Annotated in this window: 19 protein-coding genes; 13 read left to right on the forward strand and 6 right to left on the reverse strand. The window is 65.4% G+C overall.

Annotated features, from left to right (window positions below; all coding sequences use genetic code 11):
* The first annotated feature begins 130 nt into the window (after positions 1–130).
* The gene (locus tag HNS34_RS03145) at positions 131–283 is read left to right on the forward strand and encodes a hypothetical protein (RefSeq protein WP_172317958.1); all 153 of its coding nucleotides are present in this window, start codon (positions 131–133) and stop codon (positions 281–283) included.
* On the opposite strand, the gene HNS34_RS20645 is transcribed toward HNS34_RS03145, so the two are convergent.
* From HNS34_RS20645 to HNS34_RS03155, 3 genes are all read right to left on the reverse strand, one after another.
* The gene (locus HNS34_RS20645) at positions 222–377 is read right to left on the reverse strand and encodes a DUF6471 domain-containing protein (protein ID WP_328700459.1); all 156 of its coding nucleotides are present in this window, start codon (positions 375–377) and stop codon (positions 222–224) included. The genes HNS34_RS03145 and HNS34_RS20645 overlap by 62 nt on opposite strands.
* A 93-nt stretch (positions 378–470) precedes the next feature.
* Positions 471–2003, reverse strand: a complete 1533-nt coding sequence (locus HNS34_RS03150; protein WP_172317960.1) for a cryptochrome/photolyase family protein — start codon at positions 2001–2003, stop codon at positions 471–473.
* Positions 1997–2662 carry an SDR family NAD(P)-dependent oxidoreductase gene (locus HNS34_RS03155; protein ID WP_172317962.1) on the reverse strand — a complete coding sequence of 222 codons (666 nt, stop codon included), beginning with the start codon at positions 2660–2662 and terminating at the stop codon, positions 1997–1999. The genes HNS34_RS03150 and HNS34_RS03155 overlap by 7 nt, the downstream gene beginning before the upstream one ends.
* Before the next feature lie 251 nt (positions 2663–2913).
* On the opposite strand from HNS34_RS03155, the gene HNS34_RS03160 reads away from it, so the two are divergent.
* Positions 2914–4482 (forward strand): 2-isopropylmalate synthase, encoded by a 1569-nt coding sequence (locus tag HNS34_RS03160; protein ID WP_172317964.1) that lies wholly within the window; start codon positions 2914–2916, stop codon positions 4480–4482.
* 30 nt (positions 4483–4512) lie between these two features.
* Here the strand turns inward: HNS34_RS03160 and HNS34_RS03165 are convergent, their stop codons facing one another.
* The gene (locus HNS34_RS03165; RefSeq protein WP_172317966.1) at positions 4513–4908 is read right to left on the reverse strand and encodes a hypothetical protein; all 396 of its coding nucleotides are present in this window, start codon (positions 4906–4908) and stop codon (positions 4513–4515) included.
* Positions 4909–5221: 313 nt separating this feature from the next.
* On the opposite strand from HNS34_RS03165, the gene HNS34_RS03170 reads away from it, so the two are divergent.
* Genes HNS34_RS03170 through HNS34_RS03195 form a run of 6 tightly spaced genes read left to right on the forward strand, consistent with a single transcriptional unit; the run spans position 5222 to position 11786 of the window.
* A complete protein-coding gene (locus tag HNS34_RS03170) occupies positions 5222–6262 on the forward strand; it encodes a rod shape-determining protein (protein ID WP_172317968.1) in 1041 nt (346 codons plus the stop codon).
* Between the two features lie 36 nt (positions 6263–6298).
* Complete coding sequence (gene mreC, locus HNS34_RS03175) at positions 6299–7225, forward strand: rod shape-determining protein MreC (RefSeq protein ID WP_172317970.1); 927 nt, start codon at positions 6299–6301, stop codon at positions 7223–7225.
* Positions 7218–7757 (forward strand): rod shape-determining protein MreD, encoded by a 540-nt coding sequence (locus tag HNS34_RS03180; RefSeq protein WP_172317972.1) that lies wholly within the window; start codon positions 7218–7220, stop codon positions 7755–7757. The genes mreC and HNS34_RS03180 overlap by 8 nt, the downstream gene beginning before the upstream one ends.
* A complete protein-coding gene (gene mrdA / locus HNS34_RS03185; protein WP_172317974.1) occupies positions 7754–9700 on the forward strand; it encodes a penicillin-binding protein 2 in 1947 nt (648 codons plus the stop codon). The genes HNS34_RS03180 and mrdA overlap by 4 nt, the downstream gene beginning before the upstream one ends.
* Positions 9697–10836 (forward strand): rod shape-determining protein RodA, encoded by a 1140-nt coding sequence (gene rodA / locus HNS34_RS03190; RefSeq protein WP_172317976.1) that lies wholly within the window; start codon positions 9697–9699, stop codon positions 10834–10836. The genes mrdA and rodA overlap by 4 nt, the downstream gene beginning before the upstream one ends.
* Before the next feature lie 17 nt (positions 10837–10853).
* Positions 10854–11786: a 2-hydroxyacid dehydrogenase gene (locus HNS34_RS03195; protein ID WP_172317978.1), complete on the forward strand. Its 933-nt coding sequence runs from the start codon at positions 10854–10856 to the stop codon at positions 11784–11786.
* 155 nt (positions 11787–11941) lie between these two features.
* Here HNS34_RS03195 and HNS34_RS03200 read toward each other — a convergent pair whose 3' ends face one another.
* Entirely contained in the window at positions 11942–12730 is a 789-nt protein-coding gene (locus tag HNS34_RS03200; RefSeq protein WP_172317980.1) for an SseB family protein, read from the reverse strand.
* The gene (locus HNS34_RS03205) at positions 12730–13317 is read right to left on the reverse strand and encodes a uracil-DNA glycosylase family protein (RefSeq protein ID WP_172317982.1); all 588 of its coding nucleotides are present in this window, start codon (positions 13315–13317) and stop codon (positions 12730–12732) included. The genes HNS34_RS03200 and HNS34_RS03205 overlap by 1 nt, the downstream gene beginning before the upstream one ends.
* Positions 13318–13393: 76 nt before the next feature.
* Here HNS34_RS03205 and HNS34_RS03210 point away from each other — a divergent pair, with 76 nt between their 5' ends.
* The 5 genes from HNS34_RS03210 to HNS34_RS03230 all read left to right on the forward strand — a co-directional run bounded on the left by HNS34_RS03210 (position 13394) and on the right by HNS34_RS03230 (position 18683).
* Positions 13394–13732 carry an ArsR/SmtB family transcription factor gene (locus tag HNS34_RS03210; protein ID WP_172317984.1) on the forward strand — a complete coding sequence of 113 codons (339 nt, stop codon included), beginning with the start codon at positions 13394–13396 and terminating at the stop codon, positions 13730–13732.
* Positions 13725–14762 (forward strand): permease, encoded by a 1038-nt coding sequence (locus tag HNS34_RS03215; protein ID WP_172317986.1) that lies wholly within the window; start codon positions 13725–13727, stop codon positions 14760–14762. Before HNS34_RS03210 ends, HNS34_RS03215 begins: the two co-directional genes overlap by 8 nt.
* Positions 14763–14935: 173 nt before the next feature.
* Positions 14936–16198 carry a Na+/H+ antiporter NhaA gene (locus HNS34_RS03220; RefSeq protein WP_172317988.1) on the forward strand — a complete coding sequence of 421 codons (1263 nt, stop codon included), beginning with the start codon at positions 14936–14938 and terminating at the stop codon, positions 16196–16198.
* Positions 16199–16420: 222 nt separating this feature from the next.
* Positions 16421–17080 (forward strand): ABC transporter ATP-binding protein, encoded by a 660-nt coding sequence (locus HNS34_RS03225; RefSeq protein WP_172317990.1) that lies wholly within the window; start codon positions 16421–16423, stop codon positions 17078–17080.
* Positions 17064–18683: a KpsE/RkpR family capsule polysaccharide export protein gene (locus HNS34_RS03230; protein WP_328700460.1), complete on the forward strand. Its 1620-nt coding sequence runs from the start codon at positions 17064–17066 to the stop codon at positions 18681–18683. Before HNS34_RS03225 ends, HNS34_RS03230 begins: the two co-directional genes overlap by 17 nt.

Consider the following 18683-nt stretch of genomic DNA (forward strand, 5'->3'; position numbering starts at 1 on the left):
GGCGACAATCGCCGCCCTGTAACTGCGGCCGAGCCAAGGCCGAAGAGCAAAGTTACACCATTTCCCGGGACACTATCTAACCGGCATCATACTCCCGGCTCACGATGGACATAGTGAGGCGGCAGACTTCTTGAAGAGCGCCGCCATATCTCTTGATTTGTTAACGCCTTATCTTGAGCATCAAAAAGCCGCCAAAGTTGCGCAGGATTACCCAAGACTTTTCACAATCGAAGATCAGTCTTCCCAATCGCCTCAAGAGACTGAAGAAGAAAAGCCGCGCTAAACCTGCGTCGCGACAACTTGTTGCGAATGCTCACCTCCGTCTCTCCGATCTTTTCTGCCAGCTGCGCGTAAGTCCCCGGTGTCTTCTTCATCATGCCCTAAGGGTGATTCACGCCGCCCCGCAAATCCACTATTCTCTTGGTGCGTTTGATAAATAAGGCCGCTCATGCGCAATCTCGAAGTTGCGTTCAAACCACCTCCCCCGCATCCATTCGCTCAAGGAACGCCTCCGCCTCGGCCAGCACCGTGTCGCGTTTCTCCGCGTCCATCCGCTCCCATGTCCGGTACATCTGCGCCATCCGGGGGTTGTCCTCGAACCGCGCGCGGTGGCGGATCAGGAAATGCCAGTAGAGCAGGTTGAACGGGCACGCCCCCTCGCCGGTCTTGACGGTCACGCCATAGCTGCAGCTTTTGCAGTAATCCGACATCTTCGCGATGTAATTGCCGCTTGAGACATATGGTTTCGACGCGATGACACCGCCATCGGCGAACTGGCTCATGCCGATGGTATTCGGCGCCTCGACCCATTCATAGGCGTCGGCATAGACCTCAAGATACCATTCATGCACTTCGCCCGGATCGACGCCCGCGAGCAGCGCGAAGTTGCCGGTGATCATCAGGCGCTGGATGTGGTGGGCATAGGCCTCACGCCTGGTCGCATCGACGCATTCCCTGAGGCAGCGCATCTCGGTCTCTCCGCCCCAGTAGAGCGCGGGCAGCTTGCGGGTGTGGTCCAGCGCGTTGCGGGACGTATAGTCGGGGCCTTCCAGGAAATAGATGCCACGGACATATTCGCGCCAACCGATGATCTGGCGGATGAATCCCTCGGCGGCATTGATCGGCACATCGCCCGCCTGCCACGCCGCCTCGACCCGGCGGCAGACCTCCAGCGGGTCCAGCAGGCCGACATTCATGTAGGGCGACAGCAGCGAGTGGAAGAGGAGATCCTGCCCCCTGACCATCGCATCCTGGTAATCGCCAAAGCAGGGCAGGGCATGGGCGATGAAATGATCCAGCGCCTTTTCCGCCTCTTCCGGATCGGTGGCAAAGCGGAACGGGCGCAGCTTGCCGAAATTCTCGGAGAACCGCGCCTCGACGAGGTCCAGCACCTGCCTGACCACCCCATCCGGCTCGAACCGGGGCGGCTCGGGCCCTTCCAGCCCCTTGGGTGGCGACTTGCGGTTGTCGCTGTCGAAATTCCACGCGCCCCCCGCCGGATCGTCACCTTCCATCAGCAGGCCCGTCTTGCGCCGCATCTCGCGGTAGAAATACTCCATGCGCAGCGATTTGCGGCCCTCGGCCCAATCCTCAAATTCCTTATGCGAGCAGATGAACCGGTCATCTTGCTGGATATGCAGCGTCAGGGGGTGATCGCGCAGCGCCTCGATCAGCCGCCATTCGCCGGGCTCGGTGGCCAGCACCTCCTTGGCGCCATGTTCCTCGGCCCGGCGCAGAAGCTCACCGCCGATAGAGCCCGCGTTGTCTTCATCGTCCAGCCGCGTGTAGCAGACCCGCCAGCCGTCCTCCTGCAATCGCGCGGCGAACTTGCGCATTGCAGAGAGGACGAAGGCGATCTTCTTGGGGTGATGCGCGACATATCCGGTTTCCGCCGCGACCTCGGCCATCACCACGATGTCGCGGTCCATGTCGGCGGCTTTCAACGCCGCGATAGAGAGCGTCAGCTGGTCGCCCAGGACCAGCACCAGGCGGGGCGCTACCATGGCACCGGTTTTCCGGCCCAATCGAAGAAGCCGCCACTGTCCTCAGGCGTCAGCCCATCCATGACCGACAACAGGTTCTGCGCCGACGCCTCCGGTTCCACCGCCGGGTGGCGGCCCAGGTATTTGCGGGTGAATTCGGTGCGCACGGTGCCGGGATGCAGCGCCACGCAAACGGCCCCCTTATGCGTGCGCGCCAGTTCGATCGAGGCCACGCGGACAACCTGGTTCACCGCCGATTTCGCGGCCCGGTAGCTGACCCACCCGCCAAGCCGGTTGTCCCCGATGGACCCCACCCGCGCCGACAGCACCGCCAAAACCGAGCGCCCGTCGCGCGGCATCAGGGGCATGGCGTGCTTGATCGCCAGCGCGGGGCCGATGGTATTCAACCGAAACTGCGCCGCCATCGCCTCAGGGTCCAGCGCGCGCAGGGTCTTCTCGGGCTCGGCGCCGTCGATCTCCAACGCGCCTGTGGCCACGATGATGCGGTCGAAGGGGCCATCCAGCGCCCCCAGATGCTGCGCCACGCTGGCCTCGTCGGTGATGTCGAACCCGTCGCCGGAGCGTGAGAGGCCAACGACCTCGTCCATGCCTTGCAGCCGCGCCGCAAGCGCCGATCCGATCCCGCCAGATGCGCCGAGTATCAAGCTTCTCTTTGTCATGACGCTCCATCTAAGGCGCAAGCCACGCGGGTCAAATTTCCCCTTTTCATCCCGGTCCTGCCCGGTAATACTGCCGCCCATGACGACGCGCACCCATATCCCGGCCCCTTCCCGCCTGCCCGGCGGCGCGGCCCTGTGTGCGCTTCTTCTCCTTAGCCGCCTCTGAGCGTGCCTTTCGGCGCGACCGCTCAGGGGGGAACCAGCGCCGAGATTCACACCAGATACCCAGGCTAAGACCAAGGACAGACTCCATGACATCCGACAAGAACCGAGTGGTGATTTTCGACACCACCCTGCGCGACGGCGAACAGAGCCCCGGCGCCACCATGAGCCATGCCGAGAAGCTGGAGATCGCGGCCCTGCTCGACGAAATGGGCGTCGATATCATCGAGGCCGGGTTCCCGATCGCCTCGGAAGGGGATTTCGCAGCCGTCAGCGAGATCGCGAAAAACGCGAAAAACGCCGTCATCTGCGGGCTGGCGCGGGCCAATTTTAAGGATATCGACCGCTGTTGGGAGGCCGTGAAACACGCGAAATATCCGCGCATCCACACCTTCATCGGCACCTCGCCCCTTCACCGCGAAATGCACGACCTGGACCAGGACGCGATGGCGCAAAGGGTGCATGATTGCGTCACCCATGCCCGCAACCTGTGCGACAATGTGCAATGGTCCTCGATGGATGCGACGCGCACGGAATGGGAGTTCCTCAAGCGCACCGTCGATATCGCCATCAAGGCGGGTGCCACCACGATCAACATCCCCGATACCGTGGGCTACACCGCCCCGGTCGAAAGCGCCGACCTGATCCGCCGCCTGATCGCCGAGGTGGAGGGCGCGGGGGATGTGGTCTTTGCCACCCATTGCCACAACGATCTGGGCATGGCGACGGCCAACTCCCTCGCTGCCGTCGAGGGCGGCGCACGCCAGATCGAATGCACCATCAACGGGTTGGGCGAGCGCGCCGGCAACACCGCACTCGAAGAGGTCGTGATGGCCATGAAGGTGCGCAATGACATCATGCCCTGGCAGACCGGCATCGACACCACCAAGATCATGCATATCAGCCGCCGCGTCTCGACCGTCTCGGGCTTCAACGTGCAGCCCAACAAGGCCATCGTCGGCAAGAACGCCTTCGCGCATGAAAGCGGCATCCACCAGGACGGGATGCTGAAGAACGCCGAGACCTTCGAGATCATGCGCCCCGCCGATGTGGGCCTGTCCGAGACCAATATCGTCATGGGCAAGCATTCGGGCCGGGCGGCGCTGCGCTCGAAGCTGAAGAACCTGGGCTATGATCTGGGGGAAAACCAGCTCAACGACGTGTTCGTGCGCTACAAGGCGCTGGCCGACCGCAAGAAGGAGGTCTTCGACGAGGATCTGATCGCGCTGGTCACCGATGCGGGCGCCGATGGCGAGGGCCACCTGGAGGTCAGGTTCCTGCGCGTCATCTGCGGCACCGAGGCCCCGCAATCGGCCGACATCACCCTTCGCGTGGGCGATACGGACCATCAGGCGACGGCGCAAGGCGACGGACCCGTCGATGCCGCCTTCAATGCCGTGAAGGCGATCTTCCCGAATGATGCGGTGCTGCAACTCTACCAGGTCAGCGCCGTGACCGAGGGCATGGACGCGCAGGCCACCGTGACCGTGCGGATCGAGGAGGCCGGCATGATCGCCACCGGGCAATCCGCCGATACCGATACCGTGGTGGCCAGCGCACGCGCCTATGTCAACGCGCTCAACCGGCTGGTCATGCGGCGCGGCAAGACGGGCGGCGGGGATGTCAGGGAAATCTCCTACAAGGATGCGGGCGAGTGACCTGATCGGGGGGCCGGACGGCCCTCCTCCTCACCTGATATTGGCGCTCCAGGTGCCGCTGCCCGAACAAAAAGCGCTGCCGCTGCCGCGATAGGGAATGCCGTTGGTCACGTCGCGCGGATACCAGGTGCCCGACAGGCTGCATCCGGCCAGGCTGCCCGACACGGTGTTCACCGACAGCGCGGTTCCGGCCATCCCGACCGTGGCGGTGCCTTCCCACCGCGATGTCGTGTTCCAGATATAATAGTTCCACATACTGTCCGCCGCGCAGGTCAGTCGGCGCAGTTCGAACCCGTAGATGCCGCTTGGCAGGTCGATCCGCCCCTGCCAGTTCGACCCGCGATTGTCGCAATTCTGTGCGGCGGCGGGTGTGGCCAGGGTCAGACCCAGGCAGAGCATCGAGATTGTTGCAATATATTTGAGCATTATTGGTCTCCTTCCCCAATGTGGTCGAACAGTCGAAAAGACGAGGAACGCGCCGCCGAGGCGGGGCGGCGAAACGCCACTTTATAAGGTTAACATAAGATCGCCAGACGCACAAAAACCGGCGCGGACCAGGGTTGATAGGCCGCGCCGTGCGTGATAGCGCAAGCGCCAGTTCCGGTCCCGGCAAGATCACGCCACCCCCGCCACTGTCGGCCCTTTACGTAATCCGGCAAGGGGCGCTATATGCAGATCGGTTTGGGCGTGTGAGTCTCTTGCGCGCCTTTTTGATTTCGACAGCAGGATCGCCCCCCTTATGGTTTTTGGATTTGGCAGCCTCTTCTCCGCCGATATTGCGATCGACCTCGGCACCGCGAACACGCTTGTCTATGTGAAAGGCAAGGGTGTGGTTCTGAACGAACCCTCGGTCGTGGCCTATCAGATCAAGGACGGCGTCAAGAAGGCGCTGGCCTTCGGCGAGGATGCCAAGCTGATGCTCGGGCGCACGCCGGGCAGCATCCAGGCGATCCGGCCGATGCGCGACGGCGTGATCGCGGATTTCGACGTGGCCGAAGAGATGATCAAGCATTTCATCCGCAAGGTCCACAAGCGCACCACCTTCACCAAGCCCAAGATCATCGTCTGCGTGCCGCATGGCGCAACCCCGGTGGAAAAGCGCGCGATTCGGCAATCGGTGCTGTCGGCGGGCGCGCGCAAGGCGGGGCTGATCGCCGAACCCATCGCGGCGGCCATCGGGGCGGGCATGCCGATCACCGACCCGACCGGGTCGATGGTGGTCGATATCGGCGGCGGCACCACCGAAGTGGCCGTCCTCAGCCTGGCCGACATCGTCTATGCCCGCTCGGTCCGCGTTGGCGGCGACCGCATGGATGAGGCGATCATCGCCTATCTGCGCCGCCAGCAGAACCTGCTCATTGGCGAAGCAACGGCGGAACGCATCAAGACCTCGATCGGCACCGCGCGGATGCCCGATGACGGGCGCGGCTCCTCGATGATGATCCGGGGGCGCGACCTGCTGAACGGTGTGCCCAAGGAAACCGAGATCAGCCAGGCCCAGGTGGCCGAGGCGCTGTCCGAACCGGTGCAGCAGATCTGCGAGGCGGTGATGAGCGCGCTGGAGGCCACACCCCCCGACCTCGCCGCCGATATCGTCGATCGGGGTGTCATGCTGACAGGCGGCGGCGCGCTGTTGGGCGAGCTTGACCTGGCACTGCGCGAACAGACCGGGCTGGCCATCTCGGTCGCCGATGAAAGCCTGAATTGTGTTGCGCTTGGCACCGGCAAGGCGCTGGAATACGAGGATCTTCTGCGCCACGCGATCGACTACGACAGCTGACCGTCGCGCAGGCGCGACCCTGACGTATAGGACGACATGGCCCGAGACCGCCAGGATAACAGCCATTCCCGCCCCGTCCGGCGCCTGTTGCTGACGGTTCTGCTGCTCTGCCTTGCGGTGCTGGTCCTGCTCTGGCGCATCGACAACCCGCGGGCCGAACGGCTGCGCTCGGCGGTGACCGACCGGATCGTGCCGAACCTGGAATGGGTCATGGCCCCGGTCACGGCCTTCGGACGGATGATGGATGATTTCCAAAGCTATTCAAGGCTCTACGAACAGAACGCCGAGCTTCGGCGCGAGCTTCAGCAGATGCGCACCTGGCGCGAGGCGGCATTGCAGCTGGAACAGGAGAACGCCCGCCTGCTGGACCTCAACCGGGTGCAGCTGGACCCCGAACTGACCTTCGTGACCGGCGTGGTGCTGGCCGATAGCGGCTCGCCGTTCCGGCGCTCGGTGCTGCTGAACGTGGGCGCGCGGGACGGCATCATCGACGGGTGGGCCACGATGGACGGGCTTGGCGTGGTGGGGCGCATTTCGGGCGTGGGCGAGAACACCTCGCGCGTCATCCTGCTGACCGATTCGAACAGCCGCATCCCGGTCACCGTCCTGCCCTCGGGCCAGCGCGCGCTGCTGATGGGCGACAATACCGGCGTGCCGCTGCTGGAGTTTCTGGAAGCCCCCGAGGACATCACCGCCAGCGACAGCGTCGTGACCTCGGGCGATGGCGGCGTGTTCCCCCCCGACCTCCTGGTCGGTCACGTCGTGGTGGATCGCGAAGGGCGGCTGCGGGTGCGTCCCTCGGCCGATTTCTCGCGCCTCAACTTCCTGCGCGTGATGCGCAGCCACCCCGGCACCGCCCTGTCCGATCCCGGCGGCATGATCGGCCCGCCCTGGCCGCTGATGCCCGAGGAAACAGAGGCGGACGCGCCCCCCCCCGCCGAGGAGGTGCCGACCGATGGCTAGCACCCCTTCGCCCCGCCGCCTCTGGACCTGGCGCAGCCTCTATATCGGCCTGGGGCTCGGCGTCATATTCTTCCGCATCCTGCCGCTGGAAACCGGCACGCCCGGCTTGCCCGGCCCCGATATCATCCTGGGCGTGACCCTGGCCTGGGTGGTGCGCCAGCCCGCCGCCGTGCCCCTCTGGGCGATCGTGTTCCTGTTCCTCCTGTCCGATTTCCTGCTGCAACGCCCGTTGGGTCTGTGGACCCTGCTGGCGCTGCTTGGCTCCGAGGCGCTGCGCAACCGCCGCGCGGGCCTGGCCGAAGCGCCGTTCCTGGTCGAGATGGCCATGGTCTCGGGCATCGTTCTGATGATGATCGTCGCCGAACGCGTGATCCTGTGGGTGCTGATGACCGACCAGCCGAGCCTTGGCCTTGTGCTGATGGAGGGGCTTGCCACGATTGTGATCTACCCCCTAGTGGTCCTTGTCTCGAAATTCCTGCTGAGAATGGATAAGCTGCCGCTGGTCGACCTGGAAGCCGGACTCAGAGGATGAAACGCAGTCAGAAGGAAATCGAGGACAGTGCCCGCAAGGTGGGCCGCCGCAGCCTGATCATGGGCGGCGCGATGCTGGCCACGGGCGCGGTGTTGGCGGCGCGGATGCGCTACCTTCAGGTCGAGCGGGCCAGCGATTTCCGCCTGCTGGCCGAGGAAAACCGCATCAACATCCAGCTTCTGTCGCCCGCCCGCGGGCTGATCTATGACCGGTACGGGCGGCTCGTGGCGGCCAATGAACAGAATTACCGCGTCGTCATGGTGCGCGAAAACGCCGATGACGTGGACGAGGTGCTTGAGCGTCTGTCGCGGCTGGTCAACCTGGATATGGGCGCGATGGCCCGCGCCCGCGACGAGATGATGTCCCGCGCGCCCTTTGTTCCCGTCACCATCGCCGACCGGCTCAGCTGGGAGGAATTTTCCTCGGTCGCCGTCAACGCGCCCTCCCTGCCCGGCATCACGCCGGAAGTGGGCCTCAGCCGCGTCTATCCGCTCGGCCAGGATTTCGCGCATATCACCGGCTATGTCGGCCCGGTCTCGGATTACTACCTGCAATCGAGCGGCGACACCGACCCGGTCCTGCAAATTCCCGATTTCCAGGTCGGGCGCTATGCCGCCGAGGCGCAACTGGAACAGGATCTGCGCGGCGAGGCCGGAACCCGCCGCGTCGAGGTCAACGCGGCGGGCCGCATCATGCGCGAGCTGGACCGCGACCCCGCAACCCCCGGCGATGACGTGCAGCTGACCGTCGATGCGGGGTTGCAGAACTTTGCCCAGGCACGAATGGCCGGTGAAAGCGCCTCGGCTGTGGTGATGGAGGTGGAAACCGGCGAGATCATCGCCATGGCGTCGTCGCCGTCCTTCGATCCCAACCTCTTCGTGCGCGGCATCTCGGTGGCCGATTACAACACGCTGACCGAAGACCCCTACCGCCCGCTGGCCAGCAAGCCGGTGCAGGGCACCTACCCGCCCGGATCGACCTTCAAGATGATGACCGCGCTTGCCGGTCTGGAAATGGGCCTGATCGACCCCGAAGAGCTGATCAACTGCATCGGCTATATCGAGCTCGGCACCCGCAGGTTCCATTGCTGGAAGCGCAGCGGCCACGGTCGGATGGACATGAATAACGGCCTCGCGCAATCCTGCGATGTCTATTATTACGAGCTGTCGCAGCGGGTCGGGATCGACGCGATCGCAGCCATGTCGCGCCGCTTCGGCCTTGGCGAGCACCATGAACTTCCCCTGTCGGCCGTCTCCGAGGGCCTGATTCCCACCCGCGACTGGAAACGCGCCAATCGCGGCGCGGACTGGGTGGTTGGCGACACCCTGAACGCGACCATCGGGCAGGGCTTTGTGCTGGCCTCGCCGCTGCAGCTTGCCATCATGACCAGCCGTCTGGCCACGGGCCGGATGATCCGCCCCAGCCTGGTGCGCACCGTCAATGGCGTTTCCGCCCGGATGGATGATGGCGGCGATCTGGGCCTCGACCCCGCCAATCTCGAGATTGTGCGCCGCGGCATGTGGTCCGTCAACAACGCCCCGCGCGGCACCGCCTACCGGATGCGGTCCGAGGCCGAGGGCTTCGAGATCGCGGGCAAGTCCGGGACCAGCCAGGTCCGCAGTATCACCATGGCCGAACGCGCAACCGGGGTTCTCGGCGATGACGAACTGCCCTGGAACAGGCGCGATCACGCCCTCTTCGTCGCCTATGCGCCCGCGGACAACCCGCGCTACGCCGTCAGCGTCGTGGTGGAACATGGCGGCAGCGGCTCCGGCGTGGCCGCGCCGATTGCCCGCGACATCCTTCTGCGCGCCCATTTTGGCGAGATGCCGCCGCTGTCGGCCTACCCGGTCAACCAGCGCCGCGGTATCGAGGAAATGCAGGACCAGCTGGACCTGCGGTCCTTCGAGACGCCCGAGGAAACCGGGCGCGTGCAGACATGAGCTTTCTCGAATACACCCAGAAATCCACGCCCTCGGGCCTGCACAAGGTCCTGTATCTCAACTGGGCGCTGATCGTCTTGATCGTCACCGTCTCCTGCATCGGCTTCCTGATGCTCTATTCGGTCGCCGGCGGCTCCATGCGGCCCTGGGTCACGCCGCAGCTTCAGCGCTTTGTCCTCGGATTTGCCGTCCTCCTTGTCGTTGCCTTCATCCCGATCTGGTTCTGGCGCAACATGTCGGGCCTGGCCTATGGGGTCTCGGTCCTGCTGCTTCTGCTGGTCGAGGTCATGGGCTCCATCGGCATGGGCGCGCAGCGCTGGATCGACCTCGGCTTCATGCGCCTGCAACCCTCCGAGCTGACGAAGATCACCTTGGTGATGCTGCTGGCCGCCTATTACGACTGGCTCGACCCGCGCAAGTCGTCGCGCCCCCTCTTCGTGCTGATCCCGGTGGTGCTGATCCTGGTGCCCACCTACCTGACGCTGCGCCAGCCCGATCTGGGCACCGCGATCCTGCTGCTCGTTGGCGGCGCGTCGGTGATGTTCCTCGCGGGCGTCCATTGGGCCTATTTCGCCGCCGTGATCGGGGCGGGCGTGGGGCTGGTCACGGCGGTGTTCTATTCCCGCGGCACGCCCTGGCAGCTGTTGGAGGACTACCAGTATCGCCGCATCGACACGTTCCTGGACCCCACCACCGATCCGCTCGGGGCGGGCTACAACATCACGCAGAGCCAGATCGCGCTCGGCTCGGGCGGCTGGACCGGGCGCGGCTTCATGCAGGGCACCCAGTCCAGCCTCAATTTCCTGCCCGAGAAGCACACCGATTTCATCTTCACCACCCTGGCCGAGGAGTTCGGCTTCGTGGGCGCCATCACCCTGCTTGGCCTCTACGCGCTGATCTTGCTCTTCTGTGTCATCACCGGGCTCAAGACCAAGGACCGCTACGCATCGCTGGTCACGCTCGGCATCGCCGTCACCTTCTTCCTTTATTTCGCGATCAACATGGCGATGGTGATGGGGCTTGCCCCCGTGGTCGGCGTGCCGCTGCCGCTGGTCAGCTATGGCGGGTCTGCGATGCTTGTGCTTCTGGTGGCCTTCGGGCTGGTGCAATCGGCCCATATCCACCGCCCCCGCTGATCAGAGGGACCGCTGCCTTGCCCAATATCCTCTTCGCCGCCGCCCCGGACCAATGGGACGACTACGCCCCGCACCTGCGCCGCGCCCTTGACCAGGCGGGCCTCAAGACGGCCCGCGTCGGCCCGGACATCCCCGCGGCCGATGTCGATTACATCGTCTATTCCCCCAACAGCCCGGTGCAGGATTTCTCCAGGTTTCCCCGCCTCAAGGCCGTGCTCAGCCTCTGGGCCGGGGTCGAGACCATCGTGGACAATGCGACCCTCAAGGTGCCGCTCACGCGCATGGCCGATGCCGGTCTGCGGGAAGGCATGGTGGAATGGGTCACCGGCCATGTGCTGCGCCATCACCTGGGTCTGGATACCTACATCACCGACCAATCCGGCACCTGGCGGCCCGACGCCCCGCCGCTCGCGCGCCATCGCACGGTCGCGGTCCTTGGCCTCGGCGAACTTGGCGCGGCTTGCGCCAGGATGCTGGCGGCGCTCAACTTCAACGTCACGGGCTGGAGCCGCAGCCCCAAATCCCTGCCGGAGTTCGCCTGTCACCATGGGGCCGAGGGGCTCGACACCTGCCTCGCCAGCGCCGAGATCGCGGTGCTGCTTCTGCCCGACACGCCCGAGACGGAAAACACCCTGAATACGCGCACGCTGGCGCTGATGCCCAGGGGCGCGGTGATCGTCAATCCGGGCCGGGGCACGCTGATCGACGATGACGCGCTCCTTGCCGCGCTCGACGCGGGGCAGATCGGGCACGCCACGCTCGATGTCTTCCGCACCGAACCGCTGCCCAAGGACCATCCCTACTGGGCGCATCCCAGGGTCACAGTCACCCCGCATATCGCGTCGGAAACCCGCCCCGACACCGCGTCCGAGCTGATCGCCGAAAACATCGCCCGGGCCGAGGCGGATGAGCCCCTGCGCCATGTCGTCGATCGCAACCTCGGCTACTGACGCCTCCGCCCTGTCATCTTCTTGGCAAAAATACTCAAGTCCGGCGCGTCCAACCCGCACCACGTTCCGGCAGATCCACAGACCTCACCCCCCGCCCATGGCAATGCGGCGCAAGGAGGGCTCCCGAAGGGGGCCTGACGCGCGCCGCCCGCCGCTCAGCGCAACCTTGGAGGCTTGGACGGGTCCATCCCCGGCGCGGAACCCGGCACCGATGCGGTCCGCACCTCTGGCAGGTCAAACCGCAACCCGACGCGGGCCAGCCGCGCGCAGACCGGGTCGGCGGCGCGGAAGAAGGCCACGTCCAGCACCCCCGCCTCGATGCCGGAAAACCGCAACGCCTCGCCCACGGCCTGCGCCAGCGCGGGTTCCGCCCCGGGCACCGCATCGACCAGCGCCAGCATGTGCGAGGGCCGCCCGCCGCGATAGGTCACGCCCGCCAGATAGGCCAGTTTCGCCAATCCGCCCGCCTGCGCCAGCTTGGTATCCAGCGCCTCGATCAGCCGGTCGGGCAGGCCGGTGGGGCGCGACACCTCTTCCGGCGCTTCCGTCACCTCCTCGGGCGCGGGGCCGAGCGTCTCCGCCAGCCAGCCGACCGCCGCCTCCGGGATCAGGATCGCCGAGGGCGCGCCGAGATTGACCGCCAGCCCCACGCCCTGCCCCGTAAGCAGCCCGGCGATATTGCGCCCCGACAGCGCCGCGTAAGGCGCGATGCGCCCCGAGAACGCCGCCAGCCGCGCCTCGCGATCGAATACCAGCACATATGTGCCGCCATCCACCGGGAAGACCTGCGGCGCGATCTCGTCATCCGTGGCCTCCTCCGCCAGCAACAGGAACAGCTCGCCATCGGCCAGCCGCTCGTAAAAGCGCATCCGCGCGGCCTCATCCTCGGGCGCGGCCTGCATCAAGGCATGGGCGCGGTCCAGCGGGGTTGTCTCGTCATCCATCACAGAACCTCTTGCAGGCGGGCGCGCAGGGCGGGGACAAGCTCCGCCTCGAACCAGGGGTGTTTCTTCAGCCATGCGGTATTGCGCCAGGACGGGTGCGGCAAGGGGAAGAGGTCGGGCGCATGGTCGCGCCAGGCCGCGACCCGGTCGCTCACGCTCATGCGTCCCGGCAAGTGCCAGTTCTGCGCATAGGCCCCGACCAGCAGCGTGACCCGCAGGTCGGGCAGATGCTCCAGCACGTTGGCGCGCCAGGTCTTCGCGCAAATGGCGGGCGGCGGCAGGTCCGAGCCTTTCGCGTCATAGCCCGGAAAACAGAAGGCCATCGGCAGGATCGCGACGCGGGACCGGTCGTAGAACGTCGCCTCCTCCACCCCCATCCAGTCGCGCAGCCGGTCGCCCGAGGGATCGGTGAAGGGCCGCCCCGAGGCATGGACCCGCGCGCCGGGGGCCTGCCCCGCCACCAGAACCCGCGCGGTCGGCGACGCCCAGAAGACCGGGCGCGGCGCATGGCCCGTCTCGGTCGCCGCAAATCGGTCGGCGCAGAGGCGGCAGGCCGCAATGTCCCTGGCAAGCGTGTCAAAGGTCATGAGGCCATCTGACAGCAGCCATGCAGGAATGAAAACCCGCTGGACAACACTTCTTTATTTCTATAAATATAGAATCATGGAAATGACGCAATATCCCCCCGCCCTCACCTTTGCCGCGACGGCCTTTGCCGCGCTCGGCTCGGAACACCGCCTTGCCATCCTGCGCCGCCTCGTCCGCGCGGGGCCGGAGGGCCTTCCGATGGGCGAGCTTGGCGAAAGCGTCGGCATCACCGGCTCGGTCCTGACCCATCACCTGAAACAGCTTGTCAGCGCCGGTCTGGTGCTGCAACGCCGCGACGGGCGCCGCATTCTCTGCGCCGTCGATTACGACCAGATTCACGCCGTCTCGGATTTCCTGCTGCACGAATGTTGCCAGGATCAGGACAGCCACGCTAGCGCGGTGCCTCATGACTGACCTGTCCCAATCCGCCGCGCCCCTGCGGCGGCCGTTCGCGCGCATCGACAAGGTGCTGCTGACCTGCGTGGGCATCGCGATTGCGCTCCTGCTGCTCGACCGCGCCGCGTTCTGGCCCTCGATCACCGAGGCCGCCACCAGCCTCGCCCAGACCGGCCCCTTCATCCTCTTCGCCGTCGCCGCCATCGGCGTGATGCGCGCGACCGGCTCCGAGCGGCTGATGGAAGGCGCGTTCGAGGGCCGCGAGACGCGCATGATCGTGCTTGGCGCGCTGGCAGGCGGGTTGTCGCCCTTCTGCTCCTGCGAGGTGATCCCCTTCATCGCCGCGCTTCTGGCCGCCGGGGCACCGCTTTCGGCCGTCATGGCCTTCTGGCTGGCCTCGCCCCTGATGGATCCGGCCATGTTCGCGATCACGGCGGGCGCGCTCGGCACCGACTTCGCCATTGCCAAGACCATCGGCGCCGTCGCCATCGGCCTGATGGGCGGCTTTGCCATGATGGCCCTCTCCGGCACGGCATTGCTGGCCAATCCGCTGAAGGCGCGGACGCCGTCCGGCTGCGGCTCCTGCTGCGGCGGCGAGGCGGCCAGGCCGACCCTGAAATGGGCCTTCTGGCAGGACGCGCCGCGCCGCCGTGTCTTTGCCGAGGCCGCATGGGCCAACCTGCTGTTCCTCGGCAAATGGCTCTTGCTGGCCTACCTGTTACAGGCGCTTCTGATACGCTACATCCCCGCCGAGTGGATCGGAACCACGCTTGGCGGCGACGGTATCGGCCCGATCCTGCTTGGTGCGCTCCTCGGGGCTCCGGCCTATCTGAACGGCTATGCCGCGGTGCCGCTGATCGAGGGGCTGGTCGCCCAAGGCATGAGCCAGGGGGCCGCCATGTCCTTCGTCATCGCGGGCGGGGTCAGCAGCATCCCTGCCGCCGTGGCGGTCTGGGCACTGGTGAAACCCAAGATCTTCCTGTCCTACCTGGGTCTGGCCATCACGGGGGCGATCCTGGCGGGACTGACCTGGGGCGCGATTGCCTGACCTGAAAAAAGGCTTCTACGGATAAACCCGAACAATCCGGCGAATTCGTCCGAATAACAAGGCATTGCCCATCAACCGGGCAATGCCTCCCCCAACAGCCGGACAAAAAGTTGCATTGTCCCGCCCCGCCCCATCCGGTATCTGATCTCGAAGGAAAAATGCGGAGGGGCCACATGTATCGCGTCTGGAATTTTGTCACCAATTATTCGCTGTTTCTGATCGGCGGCGCGATTATTGCCCTGATCTGGGCCAACCTGAACCCGGACAGTTACCACTATTTCGTCGATTACGCCATCGTCGACGATTTCTTCATCGGCTACCTGCATGAGGACGAGAACGGCAATCTGATACGCACCCTGACGCTGCATTACCTGGTCAATGACGTGCTCATGGCGCTGTTCTTCGCCATCGCCGCGAAAGAGGTGTGGGAGGCCGTGATCCTCAAGAACGGCTCCCTGCGCGGCAAGAAGGCCGCGACGCCGCTTTTCGCCACCGCGGGCGGCATGTTCGGCCCGATCGCCGTCTATCTGGGCCTCGCCGCCGTCATGGGATCCGAGACCTACAGCGCCGTGGCCAACGGGTGGGCGATCCCCACCGCCACCGACATCGCCTTTTCCTACCTCGTGGGCCGCATGGTCTTTGGCGCGGGCCACCCGGCGGTGCGCTTCCTGCTGCTTCTTGCGATTGCCGATGACGCGGCGGGCCTTCTGATCCTGGCCATTTTCTATCCCTCGGCCGAGCTTGCGCCGGAATGGCTGCTGCTCAGCCTCGGGGCCTCGGTCGGTGCCTTCATCCTGTTCAACTGGCTGCCCCGCCGGCTGGACAGGGGCGACCAGCTGCGCACCCGGTCGACCTTCGTGCGCAAGACCTTCAGCTTCTGGCCCTATGCCGTCGCGGGCTGCCTGTCCTGGTATGGCTTCCAGGAAAGCGGGCTGCACCCGGCGCTTGGCCTTCTGCCCATCGTCCCCGCCATCCCCCATGCCGACCGCGCCTTCGGCTTCTTCGCCGATGCCGAGCGTCACCTGCATGACCTGCTGAACCAGATGGAACACGCGCTGAAATACCCGGTCGAGATCATCCTGGGCCTTTTCGGCCTGCTCAACGCCGGGGTGGAGTTCTCGTCCATGGGCCCCGCGACCTGGCTGGTTCTGGCCGGGCTGATCATCGGCAAGCCCATCGGTATCCTCCTCTTCGGCTGGGTCGCGGCGAAACCGCTTGGCCTGGGTATCCCCGAGGGGATGCGCATCATCGACCTTGTGGTGATCGGCTTTGTCGCCGCCATCGGCTTTACCGTCTCGCTCTTCGTGGCCTCGGTCGCGTTCGATGCCGGGCCGGTGCAGGACGCCGCCAAGATGGGCGCGCTGTTCAGCTTCTTCGCCGCCGTGCTGTCCTTCATCGCGGGCAAGGTGCTGATGGTCGAGAAGCAGGAGAACTGAGGCGTCGGCGCCTCACCGCATACCGGCCCCGGCGACTCCTTCGCCGGGGCCGTTCATTTATGGGACAAATGTGCCGATTTGCCGCCCCGTCACCACGATGGCGCTAGGAAATTGCGCCGATACTGGACATAATCGCGCCCAATTGATGCGATACATCACATGTTCATAAGCTCTGCGCTAAGAAAGACAGGGCACGGATGTGGCAGCAGCATAGGGCAACGGATGCTCGAATTTCGGAACGTCTCCAAGTCCTTCTGGACGGGCACGCAGCGCAAGGTGATCCTTGATCGCGCCTCGTTCCGCGTGGAGATCGGGCAATCGCTCGGCATCCTGGCCCCCAACGGCACCGGCAAGACGACCGTGATCAACATGATGGCGGGGCTCGAAAAGCCCGATGAGGGCGAGATCGTGCGCAACTGCCGCATCTCCTTCCCGCTCGGCTTCATGGGCGGCGTGATCAGCAAGCTGTCGGCCACCGAAAACGCCCGCTATATCGCGCAGCTCTACGGGCTGGACCCCGACTATATCGAGGCGTTCTGCCGCTGGCTCTGTGACCTTGAGGAATATTTCGACCGCCCCCTCGGCACCTACAGTTCCGGCATGAAGGCGCGGTTCCAGTTCTCGCTGATGCTGGCGCTGGAGTTCGACATCTACCTGATCGACGAGGGGATGCCGCGCACCACGGATGCCGAGTTCAACCGCAAGGCGGGCAGCATCCTGGCCGACCGGCTGACCACATCCACCGTGATCATCGTGTCGCACCAGGCAAAGACGCTGGAGAAATTCGCCAACAAGGCCGCCGTCCTGAAGGATGGCCAGTTCTACCAGTTCGACACGCTCGAAGAGGCAAAGAGGCTCTATGACTATGAAACCCAAGGGTAAGAAGTTCCGCATCCGGCGCACCGGCGCGGCACCCGGATCGGCGGCCTCCCCGGCGGGGGCCACTGACGGGGACGCGCAGGACAGCGAGGACGGCTTCGGCGGCGGGGCCTTTCCAGGCGCGGCCGCGGCCCAGGACCAGCAACCGCCGCGCACCCTCTCGATCGAGGAGGAGCTTGCCGCCATCCGCCAGGAAGGGCTGACCGGGCGGCAATTGCGCATGGCCCGGCGCACGGCGCAGAAACACGGGCTGCAACCGGCCTCGGATTTCGATGCGGTGCGCCTGTTGCGGCGTCAGGGGATCGACCCGTTCGAACGTTCCAACATGCTGGAACTGGTGGTCAATGAGGGTCAGAAAAGCGCGCAGGCGCGCCTGCCCGCCACGGTACGCCACCCCTCCTCGCAGGTGCCCGCCACGGCCCCCGCCGGACCGCCCCCCACGATAGACGAGGCGACGCGCGCGCAGGAGATTCTGCGGATGCAGCGCGACATCGCCGCCCGCCGCCGCAAGCGCCTGATCCTTCTGGCCGCCCGGCTTCTGGTCTTTGTCCTGCTGCCGACCGCAGGTGTCGGGTATTATTTCTACAACGTGGCCACACCCTTCTACGCGGCCAATTCCGAGTTCCAGATCCAGAAGGCCGAAGCCTCCAGCCCCGCCGGCGGCCTTGCGGGCCTCTTCGGCGGCACGACCTTCGCCACGGTCCAGGATTCCATCGCGGTGCAGAGCTTCCTTGAAAGCCGCGAGGCGATGCAGCTGGTCGATGAGGAACTGGGCCTGCGGGACCATTTCTCCTCCCCCGACATCGACCCGCTGAACCGCCTGGCCCCCGACGCCACCGAGGAAGACCTCTACGATCTCTATTCGCGCAACCTGACCATCGGCTACGACCCGACCGAGGGGCTGATCCGGATGGAGGTGGTCTCGGCCGATCCCGAGCTGTCCGAACGCTTCTCGCAGGCCCTGATCCGCCATGCCGAGTCTCGCGTCGACCAGATGGCGCAACGCCTGCGCGGCGACCAGATGGCGGGCGCGCGCGAAAGCTATGAGGAAGCCGAGGCCAACATGATGGCGGCGCAACAACGTGTCGTCGCGCTTCAGGAACAATCCGGCGTGCTCAGCTCCGAGGCCGAGGTCGGCGCGCTGTTCAACCAGATCTCCACCTTCGAAATCCAGGCGCAACAGGAACGCCTGCGCCTCGCTGAACTGCAATCGGTCCAGCGCCCGAACCAGGCCCAGGTCGAGGTGGCGGAACGCAATATCCAGCGGCTCGAGGCCCTGATCGCCGAATTGCGCGCCTCGATGACCGACGGGCAGTCCGATGATGCCTCGCTGGCGCAGATTTCCGCCCAACTGGTGGTGGCGCAGGCCGATCTGCAAACCCGGCAGTTGATGCTGGCGCAGGCGTTGCAGGCGCTGGAGGCATCGCGGCTCGAGGCCAGCCGCCAGTCGCTCTACCTGACCGTCAGCGTCAATCCCGTCGCCACGGATGAGGCCGCCTATCCCCGCAAGCTGGAGAACACCCTGCTTGCCTTCCTGGTCTTTTCTGGCATTTACCTGATGGTGTCGATGACGGCATCCATCCTTCGTGAACAGGTTTCTGCGTGA

Origin of the sequence: Alterinioella nitratireducens, from assembly GCF_013155465.1 — a bacterium.
In the GTDB taxonomy this organism is placed as follows: Bacteria; Pseudomonadota; Alphaproteobacteria; order Rhodobacterales; family Rhodobacteraceae; genus Alterinioella; species Alterinioella nitratireducens.

What these genes read in the sequence shown, in the direction of transcription:
- HNS34_RS03200 (WP_172317980.1), bottom strand. Translation starts at nt 12,730, where the DNA reads ATGGATGACGAGACAACCCCGCTGGACCGCGCCCATGCCTTGATGCAG.
- mreC (WP_172317970.1), top strand. Translation starts at nt 6,299, where the DNA reads ATGGCCCGAGACCGCCAGGATAACAGCCATTCCCGCCCCGTCCGGCGC.
- HNS34_RS03170 (WP_172317968.1), top strand. Translation starts at nt 5,222, where the DNA reads ATGGTTTTTGGATTTGGCAGCCTCTTCTCCGCCGATATTGCGATCGAC.
- rodA (WP_172317976.1), top strand. Translation starts at nt 9,697, where the DNA reads ATGAGCTTTCTCGAATACACCCAGAAATCCACGCCCTCGGGCCTGCAC.
- HNS34_RS03230 (WP_328700460.1), top strand. Translation starts at nt 17,064, where the DNA reads ATGAAACCCAAGGGTAAGAAGTTCCGCATCCGGCGCACCGGCGCGGCA.
- HNS34_RS03160 (WP_172317964.1), top strand. Translation starts at nt 2,914, where the DNA reads ATGACATCCGACAAGAACCGAGTGGTGATTTTCGACACCACCCTGCGC.
- HNS34_RS03215 (WP_172317986.1), top strand. Translation starts at nt 13,725, where the DNA reads ATGACTGACCTGTCCCAATCCGCCGCGCCCCTGCGGCGGCCGTTCGCG.
- HNS34_RS03150 (WP_172317960.1), bottom strand. Translation starts at nt 2,003, where the DNA reads ATGGTAGCGCCCCGCCTGGTGCTGGTCCTGGGCGACCAGCTGACGCTC.
- HNS34_RS03225 (WP_172317990.1), top strand. Translation starts at nt 16,421, where the DNA reads ATGCTCGAATTTCGGAACGTCTCCAAGTCCTTCTGGACGGGCACGCAG.
- HNS34_RS03180 (WP_172317972.1), top strand. Translation starts at nt 7,218, where the DNA reads ATGGCTAGCACCCCTTCGCCCCGCCGCCTCTGGACCTGGCGCAGCCTC.
- HNS34_RS03155 (WP_172317962.1), bottom strand. Translation starts at nt 2,662, where the DNA reads ATGACAAAGAGAAGCTTGATACTCGGCGCATCTGGCGGGATCGGATCG.
- HNS34_RS03165 (WP_172317966.1), bottom strand. Translation starts at nt 4,908, where the DNA reads ATGCTCAAATATATTGCAACAATCTCGATGCTCTGCCTGGGTCTGACC.
- HNS34_RS20645 (WP_328700459.1), bottom strand. Translation starts at nt 377, where the DNA reads ATGATGAAGAAGACACCGGGGACTTACGCGCAGCTGGCAGAAAAGATC.
- HNS34_RS03205 (WP_172317982.1), bottom strand. Translation starts at nt 13,317, where the DNA reads ATGACCTTTGACACGCTTGCCAGGGACATTGCGGCCTGCCGCCTCTGC.
- mrdA (WP_172317974.1), top strand. Translation starts at nt 7,754, where the DNA reads ATGAAACGCAGTCAGAAGGAAATCGAGGACAGTGCCCGCAAGGTGGGC.
- HNS34_RS03210 (WP_172317984.1), top strand. Translation starts at nt 13,394, where the DNA reads ATGGAAATGACGCAATATCCCCCCGCCCTCACCTTTGCCGCGACGGCC.
- HNS34_RS03220 (WP_172317988.1), top strand. Translation starts at nt 14,936, where the DNA reads ATGTATCGCGTCTGGAATTTTGTCACCAATTATTCGCTGTTTCTGATC.